Origin of the sequence: Mesorhizobium sp. LSHC412B00, assembly GCF_000503035.1 — a bacterium.
GTDB lineage: Bacteria > Pseudomonadota > Alphaproteobacteria > Rhizobiales > Rhizobiaceae > Mesorhizobium.
This window is the reverse complement of record NZ_AYWB01000006.1, coordinates 292,514-308,634: the sequence shown is the minus strand read 5'-3', so window position 1 is coordinate 308,634 and position 16,121 is coordinate 292,514. Positions and strand designations below refer to the sequence as shown.

The window sequence follows — 16,121 nt, the reverse complement described above, 5'->3', positions numbered from 1 at the left end:
GCATTCGATACATCATCGTCTAGTGGTAACGTCGGGAGGCTGACATGTGTGGAATCGTCGGACTTTTTCTGAAAGACAAGTCGCTTGAGCCGCAGCTCGGCTCGATGCTGTCGCAGATGCTGATATCGCTCAGCGATCGCGGCCCCGACAGCGCCGGCATTGCCATCTATGGCGCGCCTTCCAGGAATGAAGCCAAGATCACCATCCAGTCCGCGAAGCCCGAGCGCGATTTCCGCGGCCTCGACGCCGAACTCGCGAAGGCCATCGGCGCGCCGGTGAGCATAGCGGTGAAGTCCACCCATGCAGTGTTGAGAACCGCGCCCGACAAGGTCGATGCCGCGCGCGAAGCGCTGCAGTCAATCCGCCCCGACGTGCGCATCATGGGCGCCGGCGAAGCGGTGGAAATCTACAAGGAAGTCGGTCTGCCGGAAGCGGTCGTCGACCGCTTCGACGTCCGCTCGATGACCGGCACGCATGGCATCGGCCATACCCGCATGGCGACGGAATCGGCCGTCACCACTATGGGCGCGCATCCGTTCTCGACCGGCGCCGACCAGTGCCTGGTGCACAATGGCTCGCTGTCCAACCACAACAATGTGCGGCGTGAGCTGGTGCGGGAGGGCATGAAATTCGAGACCGAGAACGACACCGAGGTCGCCGCCGCCTATCTCTCCTCGCAGATGGCGCATGGCAAGAACCTCGGCGAGGCGCTGGAAGGCACGCTGTCCGACCTCGACGGCTTCTTCACCTTCGTCGTCGGCACCAAGAACGGTTTCGGCGTGGTGCGCGATCCGATCGCCTGCAAGCCCGCCGTCATGGCCGAGACCGACCAGTATGTCGCCTTTGGCTCGGAATATCGGGCGCTGACCAAGCTGCCCGGCATAGACAATGCGAGGGTCTGGGAGCCGGAACCCGCAACCGTCTATTTCTGGGAGCATTGAGCCCATGCCGGCAACCAAACTTTCGAAGGCGGCGCAAGACCAGGCGTCCCGGGTCTTCGATCTTGATGTGTCGTCGCTGCGCGAGCTCAACCAGGCGCTTCACAATCTGACGCCCGGCTCCAACGAAACGGCGTGGGAAGTGCTGCACCCGAAGGGCAGCCATTCGGTTGCGGTCGGCGTCGACCAGCCTGTCAGCATCGATGTGCGCGGCAGCGTCGGCTACTACTGCGCCGGGATGAATGACGGCGCTGCCATCACCGTGCACGGCTCGGCCGGACCTGGCGTCGGCGAAAACATGATGTCGGGCTCGATCGTCATCAAGGGCGACGCCAGCCAGTATGCCGGCGCCACCGGCAAGGGCGGGCTGCTCGTCATCGAGGGCAACGCATCCTCGCGCTGCGGCATCTCGATGAAGGGCATCGACATCGTCGTGCACGGCAATATCGGCCACATGTCGGCCTTCATGGCGCAGTCCGGCAATCTGGTGGTGCTGGGCGATGCCGGCGACGCACTTGGCGATTCCATCTATGAGGCGCGGCTGTTCGTGCGCGGCAAGGTCGAGAGCCTGGGTGCCGACTGTATCGCCAAGGAGATGCGGCCCGAGCATATCGAACTGCTGCAAGGCCTGCTCGACCGCGCCGGCGTGACTGGCGTCAAGCCGTCGGAGTTCAAGCGCTACGGCTCGGCGCGCACGCTCTATAATTTCAATATCGACAACGCCGACGCGTATTGAGGCAGCATGACCTACAAGAACCCGCCGACGACGACGCGCAAATCCGCGACCTTCGACGACTACACACTCTCCGAAATCCGCCGTGCGGCTGCGACCGGCATCTATGACATCAGGGGCGCCGGCGCCAAGCGCAAGCTGCCGCATTTCGACGACCTCTTGTTCCTCGGCGCCTCGATCTCGCGCTATCCACTGGAAGGCTATCGCGAGCGCTGCGACACGTCGGTGGTGCTGGGCTCGCGCTATGCCAAGAAGCCGATCGAGCTGAAAATCCCGATCACCGTTGCCGGCATGAGCTTCGGGTCGCTGTCCGGCCCGGCCAAGGAAGCGCTCGGCCGTGGCGCCACACTCTCAGGCACGTCGACCACCACCGGCGACGGCGGCATGACCGAGGAAGAGCGCGGCCATTCCAAGCAACTGGTCTACCAGTACCTGCCGTCACGCTACGGCATGAACCCCAGGGATTTGCGCCGCGCCGACGCCATCGAAGTGGTCGTCGGCCAAGGCGCCAAGCCCGGCGGTGGCGGCATGCTGTTGGGACAAAAGATTTCGGACCGCGTCGCCGAGATGCGTACGCTGCCGAAAGGCATCGACCAGCGCTCGGCCTCGCGCCATCCGGACTGGACCGGGCCCGACGATCTCGAGATCAAGATCCTCGAACTGCGCGAGATCACCGACTGGGAAAAGCCGATCTACGTCAAGGTCGGCGGCGCCCGCCCCTATTACGACACAGCACTTGCGGTGAAGGCCGGCGCCGATGTCGTCGTCGTCGACGGCATGCAGGGCGGCACGGCGGCCACCCAGGAAGTATTCATCGAAAATGTCGGCCAGCCGACGCTTGCCTGCATCAGGCCGGCGGTGCAGGCGCTGCAGGATCTCGGCATGCACCGCAAGGTGCAGCTGATCGTGTCGGGCGGCATCCGCAATGGCGCCGACGTCGCCAAGGCGCTGGCGCTCGGCGTCGACGCGGTGTCGATCGGCACGGCAGCGCTCGTCGCGCTCGGCGACAACGACCCGCGCTGGGAGGCCGAATACAATGCGCTCGGCACCACCGCCGGGGCCTATGACGACTGGCACGAGGGTCGCGACCCCGCGGGCATCACCACGCAGGACCCCGAACTGATGAAGCGGGTTGATCCGGTCGCCGCCGGACGGCGGCTGGCGAACTACCTCAAGGTGATGACGCTGGAGGCGCAGACCATTGCGCGTGCCTGCGGCAAGAACAGCCTGCACAATCTCGAGCCCGAGGATCTCGTAGCCCTCACCATCGAAGCCGCCGCCATGGCCGGCGTGCCGCTGGCCGGCACCAACTGGATACCGGGGAAAAACGGCTTCTAAAAAACACATCAAAATAAGCGAGGAACTATAATGGGGAACGATCTCGCCGCATTCGCCAAAGAGAACGGCGTCAAATATTTCATGATTTCCTACACCGACCTGTTCGGCGGCCAGCGCGCCAAGCTGGTGCCGGCGCAGGCGATCGCCGACATGCAGAAGGACGGCGCCGGCTTCGCCGGTTTCGCCACCTGGCTCGACCTCACGCCGGCGCATCCTGATATGCTGGCGGTGCCGGATCCGGATTCGGTGATCCAGCTGCCGTGGAAGCCCGAGGTCGCCTGGGTCGCCGCCAACTGCATCATGGACGACAAGGAGGTCGAGCAGGCGCCGCGCAACACGCTGCGCCGGCTGATTGCGGAAGCCGCCACTGACGGTATGCATGTCAAGACCGGCGTCGAGGCTGAGTTCTTCCTGATCTCGCCGGACGGCAGCGTCATCTCCGACAAATACGACACGGCTTCAAAACCCTGCTACGACCAGCAAGCGGTGATGCGCCGCTACGATGTCATCGCCGAGATCTGCGATCATATGCTGGCGCTGGGCTGGAGCCCCTACCAGAACGACCATGAGGACGCCAACGGCCAGTTCGAGATGAACTGGGCCTTCGACGATGTGCTGGCGACCGCCGACAAGCACTCGTTCTTCAAGTTTATGGTCAAGTCGGTGGCGGAAAAGCACGGCCTGCGCGCGACCTTTATGCCTAAGCCCTTCCAGGGCCTGACCGGCAATGGCTGCCACGCCCATATTTCGGTGTGGGACAAGGCCGGCAAGGTCAACGTCTTTGCCGATAATGCGATGGAGCTCGGCCTGTCGGCCAAGGGCAAGAATTTCCTTGGCGGCATCATGAAACATGCCTCGGCCCTGGCCGCCATCACCAACCCGACGGTGAACTCCTACAAACGCATCAACGCGCCGCGCACCATTTCGGGCGCCACCTGGGCGCCGAACACGGTGACCTGGACCGGAAACAACCGCACCCACATGGTGCGCGTGCCCGGCCCCGGCCGCTTCGAGCTGCGGTTGCCGGACGGCGCCGCAAACCCTTATCTGCTGCAGGCCGTCATCATTGCCGCCGGTCTCGACGGCATCCGCTCCAAGGCCGATCCCGGCAAGCGCTACGACATCGACATGTACCAGAACGGCCACACGGTGAAAGGCGCGCCGAAGCTGCCGCTCAATCTGCTCGACGCGCTTCGCGAATACGACAAGGACAAATCGCTCAAGGCGGCGCTGGGTGAGGAATTCTCGTCGGCTTACCTAAAGCTGAAGCACCAGGAATGGAATTCCTATGCTTCGCACTTCACGCAATGGGAGCGCGACCACACGCTGGACATATAATCGTCCTAGCGGTGCGAGCGACCTCGGAATGACCTGATGAAATATTCGATCTTCTCGCTCGCCCGTGCTGCCCTTTCCGGCCACAAGAACTGGCAGCGCACCTGGCGCGATGCGGCGCCCAAGGACCACTACGATGTGGTTATCATCGGCGGCGGCGGCCATGGGCTCGCCACCGCCTGGTTCCTCGCCAGCGAGTTCGGCATCAGAAACGTCGCCGTGCTGGAAAAGGGCTGGATCGGCTCCGGCAATGCCGGTCGCAACACCACCATCATCCGTTCCAATTACGGCCTGCCCGGCAATACCGGCTTCTACGAGCTTTCGATGAAGCTTTGGGAGCGGATGGAGCAGGACCTCAACTATAACGCCATGGTCAGCCAGCGCGGCGTCCTCAACCTCTATCATTCCGACGCGCAGCGCGACGCTTATGCGCGGCGCGGCAACACCATGCGCATCAATGGCATCGATGCCGAACTGCTCGACCAGGCGGCGCTGAAGAAGATGCTGCCGTTCCTGAATTTCGACCATGCGCGCTTTCCCGTGCAGGGCGGCCTCCTGCAGCGCCGCGGCGGCACCGCGCGGCATGACGCGGTGGTCTGGGGCTATGCCCATGCGGCGAGCGAACTCGGCGTCGACATTATCCAGAACTGCGAGGTCACCGGCTTTGTCCGGGATGGCAACGGCAAGGTGGCCGGTGTCGAGACCTCGCGCGGCAAGATTGGCGCCGGCAAGGTCGGCATGGCGGTTGCGGGTTCCTCCTCGCGCGTCGCCGCAATGGCTGGCCTGCGCCTCCCGATCGAAAGCCATGTGCTGCAAGCCTTCGTCTCGGAGGCGATCAAGCCGCTCATTCCCGGCGTCATGACCTTCGGCGCCGGCCATTTCTATGTCAGCCAGTCGGACAAGGGCGGGCTGGTCTTCGGCGGCGACATCGACGGCTATAATTCCTATGCCCAGCGCGGCAATCTGCCTGTCATGGAGGATGTCTGCGAGGGCGGCATGGCGCTGATCCCGATGATCGGTCGCGTGCGGCTGTTGCGCCAATGGGGCGGCATCATGGACATGTCGATGGACGGCTCGCCGATCATCGACAAGACGCCGGTCGACGGACTCTATCTCAATGCCGGCTGGTGCTATGGCGGCTTCAAGGCGACGCCGGGGTCGGGCTTGGTCTTTGCCCATCTGCTGGCGCGTGACGAAACGCACAAGGAGGCGGCTCGTTTCCGCCTCGACCGCTTCCGGACTGGCGCCATGATCGACGAAAAGGGCCAGGGCGCCCAACCGAACCTGCACTGAGGCTGGCGAGATGCGTATTGTCTGTCCCTTCTGCGGCGAACGCGAACTCGGCGAGTTCAGCTATCTCGGCGACGCCAAGCCGGCGCGGCCGGCGGCGGGTGCCGGCGAGGATGCTGTCTACGACTACGTCTATCTGCGCGACAATGTCGCCGGCGTGATGGCTGAGAACTGGTATCACGGCGGTGGCTGCCGGGCCTGGCTGAAGGTCACCCGCAACACGCTGACGCACGAGATCTCGGCGGTGGAGCCGGCGGCGGGCGCCGGGGCGAGGCAGGTGGCGAAATGAGCTATCCTGTCGAGACCACAGCCGTCGCGAAAAGCGCCAGCCCCCTACCTCCCCCTTGTGGGGAGGTCGGACCGCAGGTCCGGGTGGGGGTCGGTGCCGCACCCCCCCCCCCCCCCCCCCCCGCGGCCCCCCCCCCCCCCNTACCCTCCCCCTTGTGGGGAGGGTCGCTGCGAAGCAGCGGGGTGGGGGTAGTGTCCCGCCGCCCTACGGATCCAACGGAAGAGCAGGCATGACCCCTGGCATTCGCAATCATGGCACCGACGCCCTACCTCTCCCTTGCGGGGAGGTCGGACCGCAGGTCCGGGTGGGAGGCCGGCGCCGCACCCCCACCCCGCTGCTGCGCAGCGACCCTCCCCACAAGGGGGAGGGTAAGGGGCGGCGCCATCCTTCGCCATGACACCATATGGATCAGAGGCTGGACATCGTGACCTCTCATCGTCTCTCATCCGGCGGTCTCATCGACCGTTCCACCCCCCTCACCTTCCGCTTCGACGGCACGACATTTTCCGGCTTCCAGGGCGACACGCTGGCGTCGGCGCTGGTCGCCAATGGCGTCAAGCTGGTCGGCCGCTCGTTCAAATACCATCGTCCGCGCGGCATTCTGACTGCGGGCTCGGAAGAACCCAACGCGCTGGTCGAACTGCGCACCGGCGCACGGCGCGAGGCCAACACCAAGGCCACGACGGCCGAACTGTATGAAGGCCTCGAAGCGGCAAGCCAGAACCGCTGGCCCTCGCTGCGCCACGATGTGATGTCGGTGAACCAGCTGTTCGCACCGATCTTCGTCGCCGGCTTCTACTACAAGACCTTCATGTGGCCGGCAAAATTCTGGGAAATGGTCTACGAGCCGGCGATCCGACGCGCCGCGGGTCTGGGTCGCGCGGCGGTCACCCCCGATCCGGATCACTACGACAAGGCCTGGGCGCATTGCGATGTGGTGATCGCCGGCTCCGGTCCGGCCGGTCTCGCCACCGCACTCGCTGCAGGCCGCAGCGGTGCGCGCGTCATCCTGTGCGAAGAAGATTTTGCGCCCGGCGGCCGTCTGTTGTCGGATGGCGGCACGATCGACGGTCTGCCGGCCGCGGAGTGGCTGTCGCGCACACTGGCCGAGCTCAGCTCGATGCCGGATGTCCGCATCATGACCCGCACGACCCTGTTCGGCGTCTATGACGGCGGTACCTATGGCGCGATCGAGCGGGTCAACGATCATCTGCCGGTGCCGCCCGAGCATCAGGTGCGCCAGCGCCTGTGGCGCATCGTGGCCAAGCGCTGCGTCGTCGCCGCCGGCGCGATTGAGCGTCCCATCGTCTTTGCCGGCAATGACACGCCCGGCGTGATGATGGCTTCGGCGATGCGCACCTATGTCGCGCGCTATGCCGCCACACCGGCAAAGCGGATCGCGCTGTTCACCAACAATGAGGATGGCTGGCGCACGGTCGAGACCGCACTCGACGCCGGGCTGCAGATCGCGGCGGTGATCGACGCGCGGCCTGACGTCTCGCCTGCCCATCGTTCTCTCGCTTCCAGGAACGGCTTCACCGTGCTGCATGGTTCGGTCAGCGGCGTCGATGGCGGCAAGGACGGCGTAAGAAAAATAGCGGTGTCGCTGACCGGCGGCGCGCGCGCCGAGGTCGAGGCCGACGGGCTTGCCGTTTCCGGCGGCTGGAATCCGGCGGTCGGGCTCACCTCTTACCATCGCGGCCGGCCGAAATGGCGAGACGACATCGCCGCCTTCGTGCCGGACGGCGCGCCGCCCGGTATGGTCGCCGCAGGTGCGGCTAACGGCGACTTCGGGCTAGGCGCCTGCCTGCGCGCAGGTTTCGAGGCCGGCGCCGCAGCGGCGCGGGACGCGGGACGCAATGGCAATCCGGGCTCTGCAGCTGTTGCCGGCGACGAGTCCTTCTCACTGACCCCGCTCTGGCACGTCGCCGGCAAAGGCAAGGCTTTCGTCGACCAGCAGCATGACGTCACCGCGTCCGACATCGAGCTGGCGCAGCGCGAGGGTTTTGAATCGGTCGAGCATCTGAAGCGCTACACCACGCTCGGCATGGCGACCGACCAGGGCAAGACGTCCAATGTCGCCGGCCTCGCCATCATGGCGGCGGTGTCGGGCAAATCCATTCCCGAGACCGGCACGACCATCTATCGCCCGCCGTACGTGCCGGTCGCCATCGGCGCCTTTGCCGGCCACCATCGCGACGAAAATTTCCATGCGACGCGGCTGACGCCGTCGCATCACTGGGCGGCCGAACAAGGCGCGATCTTTGTCGACACCGGCCTGTGGAAGCGCGCGCAATGGTATCCGCGCGCGGGCGAGAAGGACTGGCTGGAATCGGTCACCCGCGAGGTCAAGGCGGTGCGCTCGGGCGTCGGCTTCTGCGATGTCTCGACGCTGGGCAAGATCGATGTGCACGGCCCCGATGCCGGCGCCTTCCTCGACCGCGTCTACATCAACACCTTCTCAAACCTTGCCGTGGGAAAAGCCCGCTACGGGCTGATGCTGCGCGAGGACGGCCTCGTCTATGATGACGGCACGACCTCGCGGCTGGCCGAGGACCATTATTTCCTCACCACGACCACGGCGAAGGCCGGGCTGGTGATGCAGCATCTCGAATTCTGCCGGCAGGTGCTATTCCCCGAACTCGACGTGCAACTGACCTCGGTCTCCGACCAGTGGGCGCAGTTCTCGATTGCCGGGCCAAGGACGCGAGACCTGTTGAAGGAAATCGTCGACCCTGCCGAGGACCTTTCGAACGAAGGTTTTCCCTTCATGGGCGTGCGCGAAGTCGCTTTGCGCGGCGGCATCAAGGCGCGGCTGTTCCGCATCTCCTTCTCCGGCGAGATGGCGTTCGAGATTTCGGTGCCGGCGCGTTACGGTGAAGCGATGGCACGCAATTTGATGCTGGCGGGAAAACCGTTCGGCGTGACGCCGTATGGCACAGAAGCCCTCGGCGTCATGCGCGTTGAAAAGGGCCATGTCGCCGGACCGGAACTGAGCGGCATGACGACCGCCGCCGATCTCGGCCTCGGCAAGATGATGTCGACCAAGAAGGATTTCATCGGTCGCGTCATGGCCGGCCGCGAGGCGCTGGTGGCGCCGGACCGGCAGGTCGTGGTCGGCATCAAGCCGATCGACAAGGCGCGCCGCCTGCGCTCCGGCGCGCACATCATCCCGAAGGGCCAGACGCCCGGGCCTGATAACGACCAAGGCTACGTCACCTCGGTCTGCTTCTCGCCGACGCTCGACCAGTGGATCGGTCTCGGCCTTGTCGAGCGCGGCCGCGAACGCATCGGCGAGATCGTCCACGCGCATGATCCGCTGCGCGGTGAAGACTATGATGTCGAGCTCTGCAATCCCGTCTTCTACGATCCCGATGGAGGGCGCCAGCGTGGCTGATTTTTCCTGGGATGTTCGTAGCCCGCTCGAGCGGGCACTTGTTGTCGGGCCTTACGGCGCGAACGGCAATGTCGGCGTGTTGCTGACCGAAATCCGCAATTTCGACCTGATCCAGGTGATGGCGCGGCGCGGCAAGGCGGGAGATTTGGCCAACGCTGCGAAGGCAAGCTTCGGTGTTGCGGCTCCTGAGACACCCAAGGCGGTGCAGACTTCGGATGCGACGCTGATCTGGTCGGGACCGGACCAGTTCTTCGTGCTGTTGAAGGGCGGCAAGCATGGGACTGAAGCACTCGCCCAGACGTTCGCGTCTTCCGCTTCGCTATCGGACCAGTCGCATGCGCGAGTGCTGATCAGTATCTCCGGTACCAAGGCGCGGGCGATGCTGGGCAAGCTGTCGTCGATCGATCTGCATCCCGATGCATTTCTGGTTGGGGCGGCTGCCGCGACCTCGATGGATCACACCAGCGTCACGCTCTGGCGCGGGAATGACCGGCCGGATGGGCAGGCGGTGTTCAACGTGCTGATGTTTGCGACATTTGCTGAAAGTCTGTGGCACACGATGCTGGATTCGGCGGCGGAGTATGGTGTCGAGATCGGGCATTCCGAGGATTTGGCGTAGCGCTTGTGCGCTTCTTCCTTCTCCCCTTGTGGGAGAAGGAAGATCGGCGCGTTAGTGCCGAGACGGATGAGGGGTGTTCCAGGGTACGCCAACGTCTCACCGCTGGAACACCCCTCATCCGTCGCCTGCGGCGACACCTTCTCCCACAGAGGGAGGAGGGGGAGCCAGCCTTGCCAAACGCAACTGCGCTGCTATTCTTGCAGCTAAAGTAATTTTACACACAGGCAAACTTGTTTCTCGAACCGCAAGGCTGAGATGAGCCAGTCGCCCTACCCTTCAGTGACAGCCGGGCCGCCCCGGCCAAGCCTCATCCTGCGGCCCGGCCAGATCGCGCTGCCGCCGGGCATGGAGCGGTATGCGGCCCCCGGTAACGGCGCGGTGCTGATCGATATCGAGGCCGGCGATACATTTGCCATCCGCAATGTCGAGGGCGGCCAGGCCTGCGAGCTTTTGGCCTGGGACAAGTCAGGCGCCACCGACCCCGCCATCTTCGGCGAAAAGTCCAATAGCAATGCCGCCGGGATCAAGGCGCTATTGGCCGAGGGCGACGATAGCCTCGCTTCCGTGCGTCGCGGCCTTGAGCGCCGCCAGGTGCAGCTCGATCAGCCCAAGGCGGTGCGCGTCTTCGGCGGCGCCACGCCGGCCGGCAGCGAACAGGCATTCACCGTTGCGCGCGACGGCGCGATGCTGATTGCAGCGCCCGGCGGGCCGATGCTCGTCGACGGCCATGATACGGCAACGCCGCTCACCGTCATGGTGCGCCGCGCCACCGTGCGCCTCAAGACAAAGTCGCAGCTGACCGATCCGCTTGCCGATCCGGTGCTCGACCTGCGCGTTCATTCGGCGACGGCTGAATCCTACTTCGTCAAGGCCGGCGACTATCTGCAGATCATCGATGTCGACGGCCGCCAGTGCACCGACTTCCAGTGCTTTTCGGCGCGCAAGCTGGACAAGGGTCTCGACCATCCGCTCGATGTGACGACCACCCGCACGCTGATGGGGTCGAGCTATCCGATGCCCGGCCTTCACTCGAAATATTACGACCAGGACATGGAGCCGCTGGTCGAGGTGGTGCAGGACACATGCGGCCGGCACGACGCCTTCGCGCTCGCCTGTGCCGCAAAATATTACGACGACATCGGTTATCCCGGCCACACCAACTGCTCGGAGAATTTCAACCGCGCGCTGGCCGACAAGGGTGTTACCCCACGTGCCGGCTGGATGGCGATCAACTTCTTCTTCAACACGGCGATCGACGCGCATGGCGTCATGGTGTCGGATGAACCATGGTCGCGGGCGGGCGACTATGTGCTGCTGCGCGCGCTCACCGACATCGTCTGCGTGTCCTCGGCCTGCCCAGACGACACGACGCCGGCCAATGGCTGGAACCCGACCGACATCCATGTGCGAACCTATTCCGGCCAGCACAAATTCTCGCGAGCGATCGCCAGACGCATGACGCCCGATTCGGAACCGAAAATGACCCGCGAGACAGCTTTTCATTCATCCTTCGCCAAGCACACCCGCAACTTCGTGGAGTACCGGGGCTATTGGCTGGCCAACTCTTTCGCCAAAGAGGGACCGATCGCCGAATACTGGGCCTGCAGGCAGGACGCCGTGATCATGGACCTGTCGCCGCTGCGCAAATTCGAAGTCACCGGCCCGGACTCCGAAGTGCTGCTGCAGTACACGCTGACCCGCGACGTCAAGAAGCTCGGCGTCGGCCAGGTCGTCTATTCCGCCATGTGCTACGAGCATGGCGGCATGATCGACGACGGCACGCTGCTGCGGCTCGGCAAGGACAATTTCCGCTGGGTCGGCGGCGACGATCTGTCGGGCGAATGGCTGCGCGACACCGCGAAAAAACTTGGCCTCAACGTGCTGGTGCGCTCGTCGACCGACCAGATGCACAATGTCGCCGTGCAAGGGCCGAAGAGCCGTGACATTTTGCGAGAGGTGGTCTGGACCTCGCCGTTGCAGCCGTCGTTCGACGAGCTCGAATGGTTCCGGTTTGCGGTCGGCCGCATCGGCGGCGGCAATGGCATTCCGGTCGTGGTATCGCGCACCGGCTACACCGGCGAACTCGGCTATGAGATCTGGTGCCATCCGCGCGACGCCGAAAAAGTGTTCGATGCGATCTGGGAGGCCGGCCAGCCGCACGGGCTGAAGCCGATGGGCCTGCAGGCGCTCGACATGGTGCGCATCGAGGCCGGGCTGATCTTCGCCGGTTACGAATTTTCCGACCAGACCGATCCGTTCGAGGCCGGCATTGGCTTCACCGTGCCGTTGAAAAGCAAGACCGACGATTTCATCGGCCGCGAGGCGCTGATCCGGCGCAAGGAGCACCCGCAGACGAAGCTGGTCGGCCTCGACATCGACAGCAATGTCGCCGTCGGCCATGGCGACTGCGTGCATGTCGGCCGCGCCCAGGTCGGCGTCGTCACCTCCGCCATGCGCTCGCCGGTGCTGAACAAGAACATCGCGCTGGCAAGGCTCGACGTCACCCATGCGGCCATCGGCACAGAGGTCGAGATCGGCAAGCTCGACGGCCATGCCAAGCGGCTGCCGGCGCGGGTCGTCGCCTTCGCCCACTACGATCCGCAAAAGACCAGGCCGCGTTCCTGACGGCGTCGTGGCCAAGCCATGGTGATGGACAATTGACGGCAGTTATGGTATTGATTTGGCCATGGTGCTGATTTGCGCCGCGACCCGCCTCAGGCGGGTTTTTTCGTTTCAGGCCACCCGGCAGCGCTGCAAAAGCGAGCGTTTCGCAAGCGTGATGTGCACGACATCACAAATCGCTTGACGCGAAAGCGCGCCGGATCAATCTTCACTGTTAAGAAAAAAATGCGACTGAGTGGAAACACTGGAGTCGTGCGATCATGTGCCGGGGAACAAGCTTCGCGAAGCCGAGGCATCGCCGGCCGGGAACACAAAATGGGGAATTCAGACAGATGAGCACGATTACCACTGCCCTGGAGCAGCCTGCTGAAGGCAAGCTGCACCGCAACATCGACTGGCGCGGCGCCTTCTGGGTGGCGAGCGGCGTTCCGGCGCTGGTCCTGTTTTCGATCGGCGGCATTGCCGGCACCACCGGCACGCTGGCCTTCGGGATCTGGATCGCCTCCATGATCATGGGCTTCCTGCAATCCTTCACCTATGCCGAGATCGCCGGCCTGTTCCCGAACAAGTCCGGAGGCGCCTCGATCTACGGCGCCACCGCCTGGCTGCGTTATTCGAAATTCATCGCGCCGCTGTCGGTGTGGTGCAACTGGTTTGCCTGGTCGCCGGTGCTGTCGCTCGGCTGCTCGATCGCCGCCGCCTACATCCTCAACGCGCTGGCGCCGGTGCCGCTGTTCACCGAGACCTCGCCGGAAGTGGTCGCCTATATCGCCGCGCATGTCGGCACGGCGCCCGCAGACGCCCTCGCCGCAGTGGCCGCTGCCGCAACGCCGGCGATCCGCAACTGGACCTTGTTCAGCCATACGCTGGGTCCGGTCTCGTTCACGCTCAACGCCACTTTCTTCATCGGCGCGGTGCTGATGCTGATCATCTTCTCGATCCAGCATCGCGGCATTCTCGGCACCGCCAATGTGCAGAAGTATATCGGCCTGCTGGTTATCATCCCGATGCTGATCGTCGGCGTCGTGCCGATCGTCACCGGCCAGATCAACTGGGCGAACTTTTCGCCGCTGGTGCCGCTGGCCGCCGCCTACGCGCCGGAGCCCGGCTCGTGGAACATTGCCGGCTGGACGCTGGTGCTCGGCGGCATGTTCATCGCCGCATGGTCGACCTACGGTTTCGAGACCGCGGTCTGCTATACCTCCGAGTTCAAGAACCCGGGCACCGACACGTTCAAGGCGATTTTCTATTCCGGCCTGCTCTGCATGCTTCTGTTCATCCTGGTGCCCTTCACCTTCCAGGGCGTGCTGGGCCTCAACGGCATGCTGGCGACGCCGATCGTCGACGGCTCGGGTGTCGCCGATGCACTGGCCGGCATGGTCGGGGGTGGCGCATTGATCCACAGCCTCTTGGTGATGCTGATGATCCTGGCGCTGGTGCTGTGCATCATGACGGCAATGGCCGGCTCGTCGCGCACGCTCTACCAGGGCTCGGTCGATGGCTGGCTGCCGCGCTATCTCAGCCACGTCAACGAGCATGGCGCGCCGACGCGCGCCATGTGGACCGATCTCGTCTTCAACCTGATCGTGCTGGCCATCGCCTCGGCCGACGCGACGAGCTTCTTCTTCATCCTCGCCGTGTCGAACTGCGGCTACATCATCTTCAACTTCCTCAACCTCAATGCCGGCTGGATCCACCGCATCGACAACGGCCACATCAACCGGCCTTGGAAGGCGCCGAGCTGGCTGCTCGGCCTCGGCGCCATCTTCGCCTATGTAAACGCCATCTTCATGGGCGCCGGCGCCAAGGTGTGGAACCCGATGGCGCTCTGGGCCGGCCTGATCACAGCCGCCTTGATCATCCCGGTGTTCTGCTACCGGCACTACGTCCAAGACAAGGGCAAGTTCCCCGACCACATGCTGGCCGACCTCGGCATGGCGGGCGCAGACCTCTCGGTCAAAAAGGCAGGCATGCTGCCCTACCTGACGCTGGTCGCCGGCGTGGTGGTGATGCTGCTCGCCAACTGGTACTTCGTCATCTGAAAGTGATGGCTTGAAAAGAATGGGCGCGCTTCGGCGCGCCTGTTTCTTTTTATGGCAGGACGTCAGCCGGCCTTGCGAATGGCCCCTTCGGAGCCTTCGAAGAACCGGTTCGGCGGCCGCTTCAGGCCGAGATTCTCGCGCAAGGTGGTGCCCTCATACTCGCGCCGGAAGAGCTTTCGCCGCTGCAGCTCGGGCACCACCTTCTCGGCGAAGTCGTCGAGCCCGGCTGGCAGATAGGGGAACATGACGTTGAAGCCGTCTGACCCTTCGGCAAACAGCCATTCCTCCATCGAATCGGCGATGGTTTTCGGCGTGCCGACGAAAGCAAGGCCGGAATAGCCGCCGAGCCGCTGCGCCAGCTGGCGGACGGTCAAAGTCTCTCGGCGCGCCAGCTCGATGACGCGCTCACGGCCGCTCTTGGAGGCATTGGTCTCGGGGATTTCGGGCAAGGGCGCGTCGGGATCGAAGCCGGATGCGTCGTGCCCCAGCGCGATCGACAGCGAGGCAATGCCGCTCTCGTAATAGACCAGGCTGTCGAGCTTGGCGCGTTTGGCCTGTGCTTCCTCGACGCTGTCGCCGACGATGACGAAGGCGCCGGGCAGGATCTTGATGTCGTCGCGCGAACGGCCGAGCTTCTCGGCCCGGCTTTTGACATCGGCAAAGAAGCGCTGCCCGGACGCCAGATCGGAATGGGCGGCGAAGATCACCTCCGCCGTTTCGGCTGCCAGCTGCCGCCCGGCCTCAGATGCGCCGGCCTGGACGATGACCGGCCAGCCCTGCACCGGCCGCGCAATGTTGAGCGGGCCGCGCACCGAGAGATGCTCGCCCTTATGGTCGAGCACATGCAGCTTCGCGGGATCGAAATAGAGCCCGCTCTCGGCGTCGCGGATGAAGGCGTCGTCGGCAAAGCTGTCCCAGAGGCCGGTCACCACATCGTAGAATTCCCGCGCATTGTGATAGCGCTCGTCGTGCTCGACATGCTCGTCGAGGCCGAAGTTCAGCGCGGCGTCGGGATTGGATGTGGTGACGATGTTCCAGCCGGCGCGGCCGCCGCTGATATGGTCGAGCGAGGCGAAGCGACGGGCAATGTGATAGGGCGCGTCGAAGGTCGTCGATGCGGTGGCGACAAGGCCGATATGATCAGTGACGGCGGCGAGCGCCGACAGCAGCGTGAACGGCTCGAACGAGGTCACCGTGTGGCTGCGCCGTAGCGCCTCGATCGGCATGTTGAGAACGGCCAGATGGTCGGCCATGAAGAAGGCGTCGAACTTCGCCGCCTCAAGCGTCTGCGCAAAGCGCTTCAGATGGGCGAAGTTGAAGTTGGCATCGGGATATGAGCCGGGATAGCGCCAGGCCCCGGTGTGAAGACTGACCGGACGCATGAAGGCGCCGAGCCGCAATTGCTTATTGTCTACCATGGGATGATCACCTGATGCGAACGAGGGTTGCCGCTCCGATATGTAAGCAGGATCGGACGGCTTTGCCGTCCTGGGAAGGAATTCTGTTTTGCAAAACCGG

The 16,121-nt window shown here is 64.3% G+C and carries 11 protein-coding genes; 10 read left to right on the top strand and 1 reads right to left on the bottom strand.

Features of this window, described 5'->3' with window-relative positions; translation table 11 throughout:
- The first annotated feature begins 44 nt into the window (after window positions 1-44).
- The 10 genes from X757_RS150630 (at window position 45) to X757_RS150675 (ending at window position 14,603) form a co-directional block, all read left to right on the top strand.
- The gene (locus X757_RS150630) at window positions 45-941 is read left to right on the top strand and encodes a glutamine amidotransferase family protein (RefSeq protein WP_023668550.1); all 897 of its coding nucleotides are present in this window, start codon (window positions 45-47) and stop codon (window positions 939-941) included.
- 4 nt (window positions 942-945) lie between these two features.
- Window positions 946-1,674 (top strand): GXGXG domain-containing protein, encoded by a 729-nt coding sequence (locus X757_RS150635; RefSeq protein WP_023668551.1) that lies wholly within the window; start codon window positions 946-948, stop codon window positions 1,672-1,674.
- A gap of 6 nt (window positions 1,675-1,680) precedes the next feature.
- The gene (locus tag X757_RS150640; RefSeq protein ID WP_023726361.1) at window positions 1,681-3,009 is read left to right on the top strand and encodes an FMN-binding glutamate synthase family protein; all 1,329 of its coding nucleotides are present in this window, start codon (window positions 1,681-1,683) and stop codon (window positions 3,007-3,009) included.
- A 30-nt stretch (window positions 3,010-3,039) separates the two neighbouring features.
- Window positions 3,040-4,347, top strand: a complete 1,308-nt coding sequence (gene glnT, locus X757_RS150645) for a type III glutamate--ammonia ligase (protein ID WP_023726360.1) — start codon at window positions 3,040-3,042, stop codon at window positions 4,345-4,347.
- 36 nt (window positions 4,348-4,383) lie between these two features.
- Window positions 4,384-5,637 (top strand): sarcosine oxidase subunit beta family protein, encoded by a 1,254-nt coding sequence (locus tag X757_RS150650; RefSeq protein ID WP_023692159.1) that lies wholly within the window; start codon window positions 4,384-4,386, stop codon window positions 5,635-5,637.
- 10 nt (window positions 5,638-5,647) lie between these two features.
- On the top strand, window positions 5,648-5,923 hold the full coding sequence (locus X757_RS150655) for a sarcosine oxidase subunit delta (protein WP_023692160.1): 276 nt from the start codon (window positions 5,648-5,650) through the stop codon (window positions 5,921-5,923).
- 403 nt (window positions 5,924-6,326) lie between these two features.
- A complete protein-coding gene (locus X757_RS150660; protein ID WP_023726359.1) occupies window positions 6,327-9,320 on the top strand; it encodes a sarcosine oxidase subunit alpha in 2,994 nt (997 codons plus the stop codon).
- A complete protein-coding gene (locus X757_RS150665; protein WP_023687059.1) occupies window positions 9,313-9,939 on the top strand; it encodes a sarcosine oxidase subunit gamma in 627 nt (208 codons plus the stop codon). Before X757_RS150660 ends, X757_RS150665 begins: the two co-directional genes overlap by 8 nt.
- A 255-nt stretch (window positions 9,940-10,194) precedes the next feature.
- Complete coding sequence (locus tag X757_RS150670) at window positions 10,195-12,564, top strand: DUF1989 domain-containing protein (RefSeq protein WP_023726358.1); 2,370 nt, start codon at window positions 10,195-10,197, stop codon at window positions 12,562-12,564.
- A 329-nt stretch (window positions 12,565-12,893) separates the two neighbouring features.
- Entirely contained in the window at window positions 12,894-14,603 is a 1,710-nt protein-coding gene (locus X757_RS150675) for an APC family permease (RefSeq protein WP_023726357.1), read from the top strand.
- Window positions 14,604-14,665: 62 nt separating this feature from the next.
- Here X757_RS150675 and X757_RS150680 read toward each other — a convergent pair whose 3' ends face one another.
- Window positions 14,666-16,021, bottom strand: coding sequence for an LLM class flavin-dependent oxidoreductase (locus X757_RS150680; protein ID WP_023704836.1), 1,356 nt, complete (start codon window positions 16,019-16,021; stop codon window positions 14,666-14,668).
- Between the last annotated feature and the right edge of the window lie 100 nt (window positions 16,022-16,121).

What these genes read in the sequence shown, in the direction of transcription:
- X757_RS150630 (WP_023668550.1), top strand. Translation starts at nt 45, where the DNA reads ATGTGTGGAATCGTCGGACTTTTTCTGAAAGACAAGTCGCTTGAGCCG.
- X757_RS150635 (WP_023668551.1), top strand. Translation starts at nt 946, where the DNA reads ATGCCGGCAACCAAACTTTCGAAGGCGGCGCAAGACCAGGCGTCCCGG.
- X757_RS150640 (WP_023726361.1), top strand. Translation starts at nt 1,681, where the DNA reads ATGACCTACAAGAACCCGCCGACGACGACGCGCAAATCCGCGACCTTC.
- glnT (WP_023726360.1), top strand. Translation starts at nt 3,040, where the DNA reads ATGGGGAACGATCTCGCCGCATTCGCCAAAGAGAACGGCGTCAAATAT.
- X757_RS150650 (WP_023692159.1), top strand. Translation starts at nt 4,384, where the DNA reads ATGAAATATTCGATCTTCTCGCTCGCCCGTGCTGCCCTTTCCGGCCAC.
- X757_RS150655 (WP_023692160.1), top strand. Translation starts at nt 5,648, where the DNA reads ATGCGTATTGTCTGTCCCTTCTGCGGCGAACGCGAACTCGGCGAGTTC.
- X757_RS150660 (WP_023726359.1), top strand. Translation starts at nt 6,327, where the DNA reads ATGGATCAGAGGCTGGACATCGTGACCTCTCATCGTCTCTCATCCGGC.
- X757_RS150670 (WP_023726358.1), top strand. Translation starts at nt 10,195, where the DNA reads ATGAGCCAGTCGCCCTACCCTTCAGTGACAGCCGGGCCGCCCCGGCCA.
- X757_RS150675 (WP_023726357.1), top strand. Translation starts at nt 12,894, where the DNA reads ATGAGCACGATTACCACTGCCCTGGAGCAGCCTGCTGAAGGCAAGCTG.
- X757_RS150680 (WP_023704836.1), bottom strand. Translation starts at nt 16,021, where the DNA reads ATGGTAGACAATAAGCAATTGCGGCTCGGCGCCTTCATGCGTCCGGTC.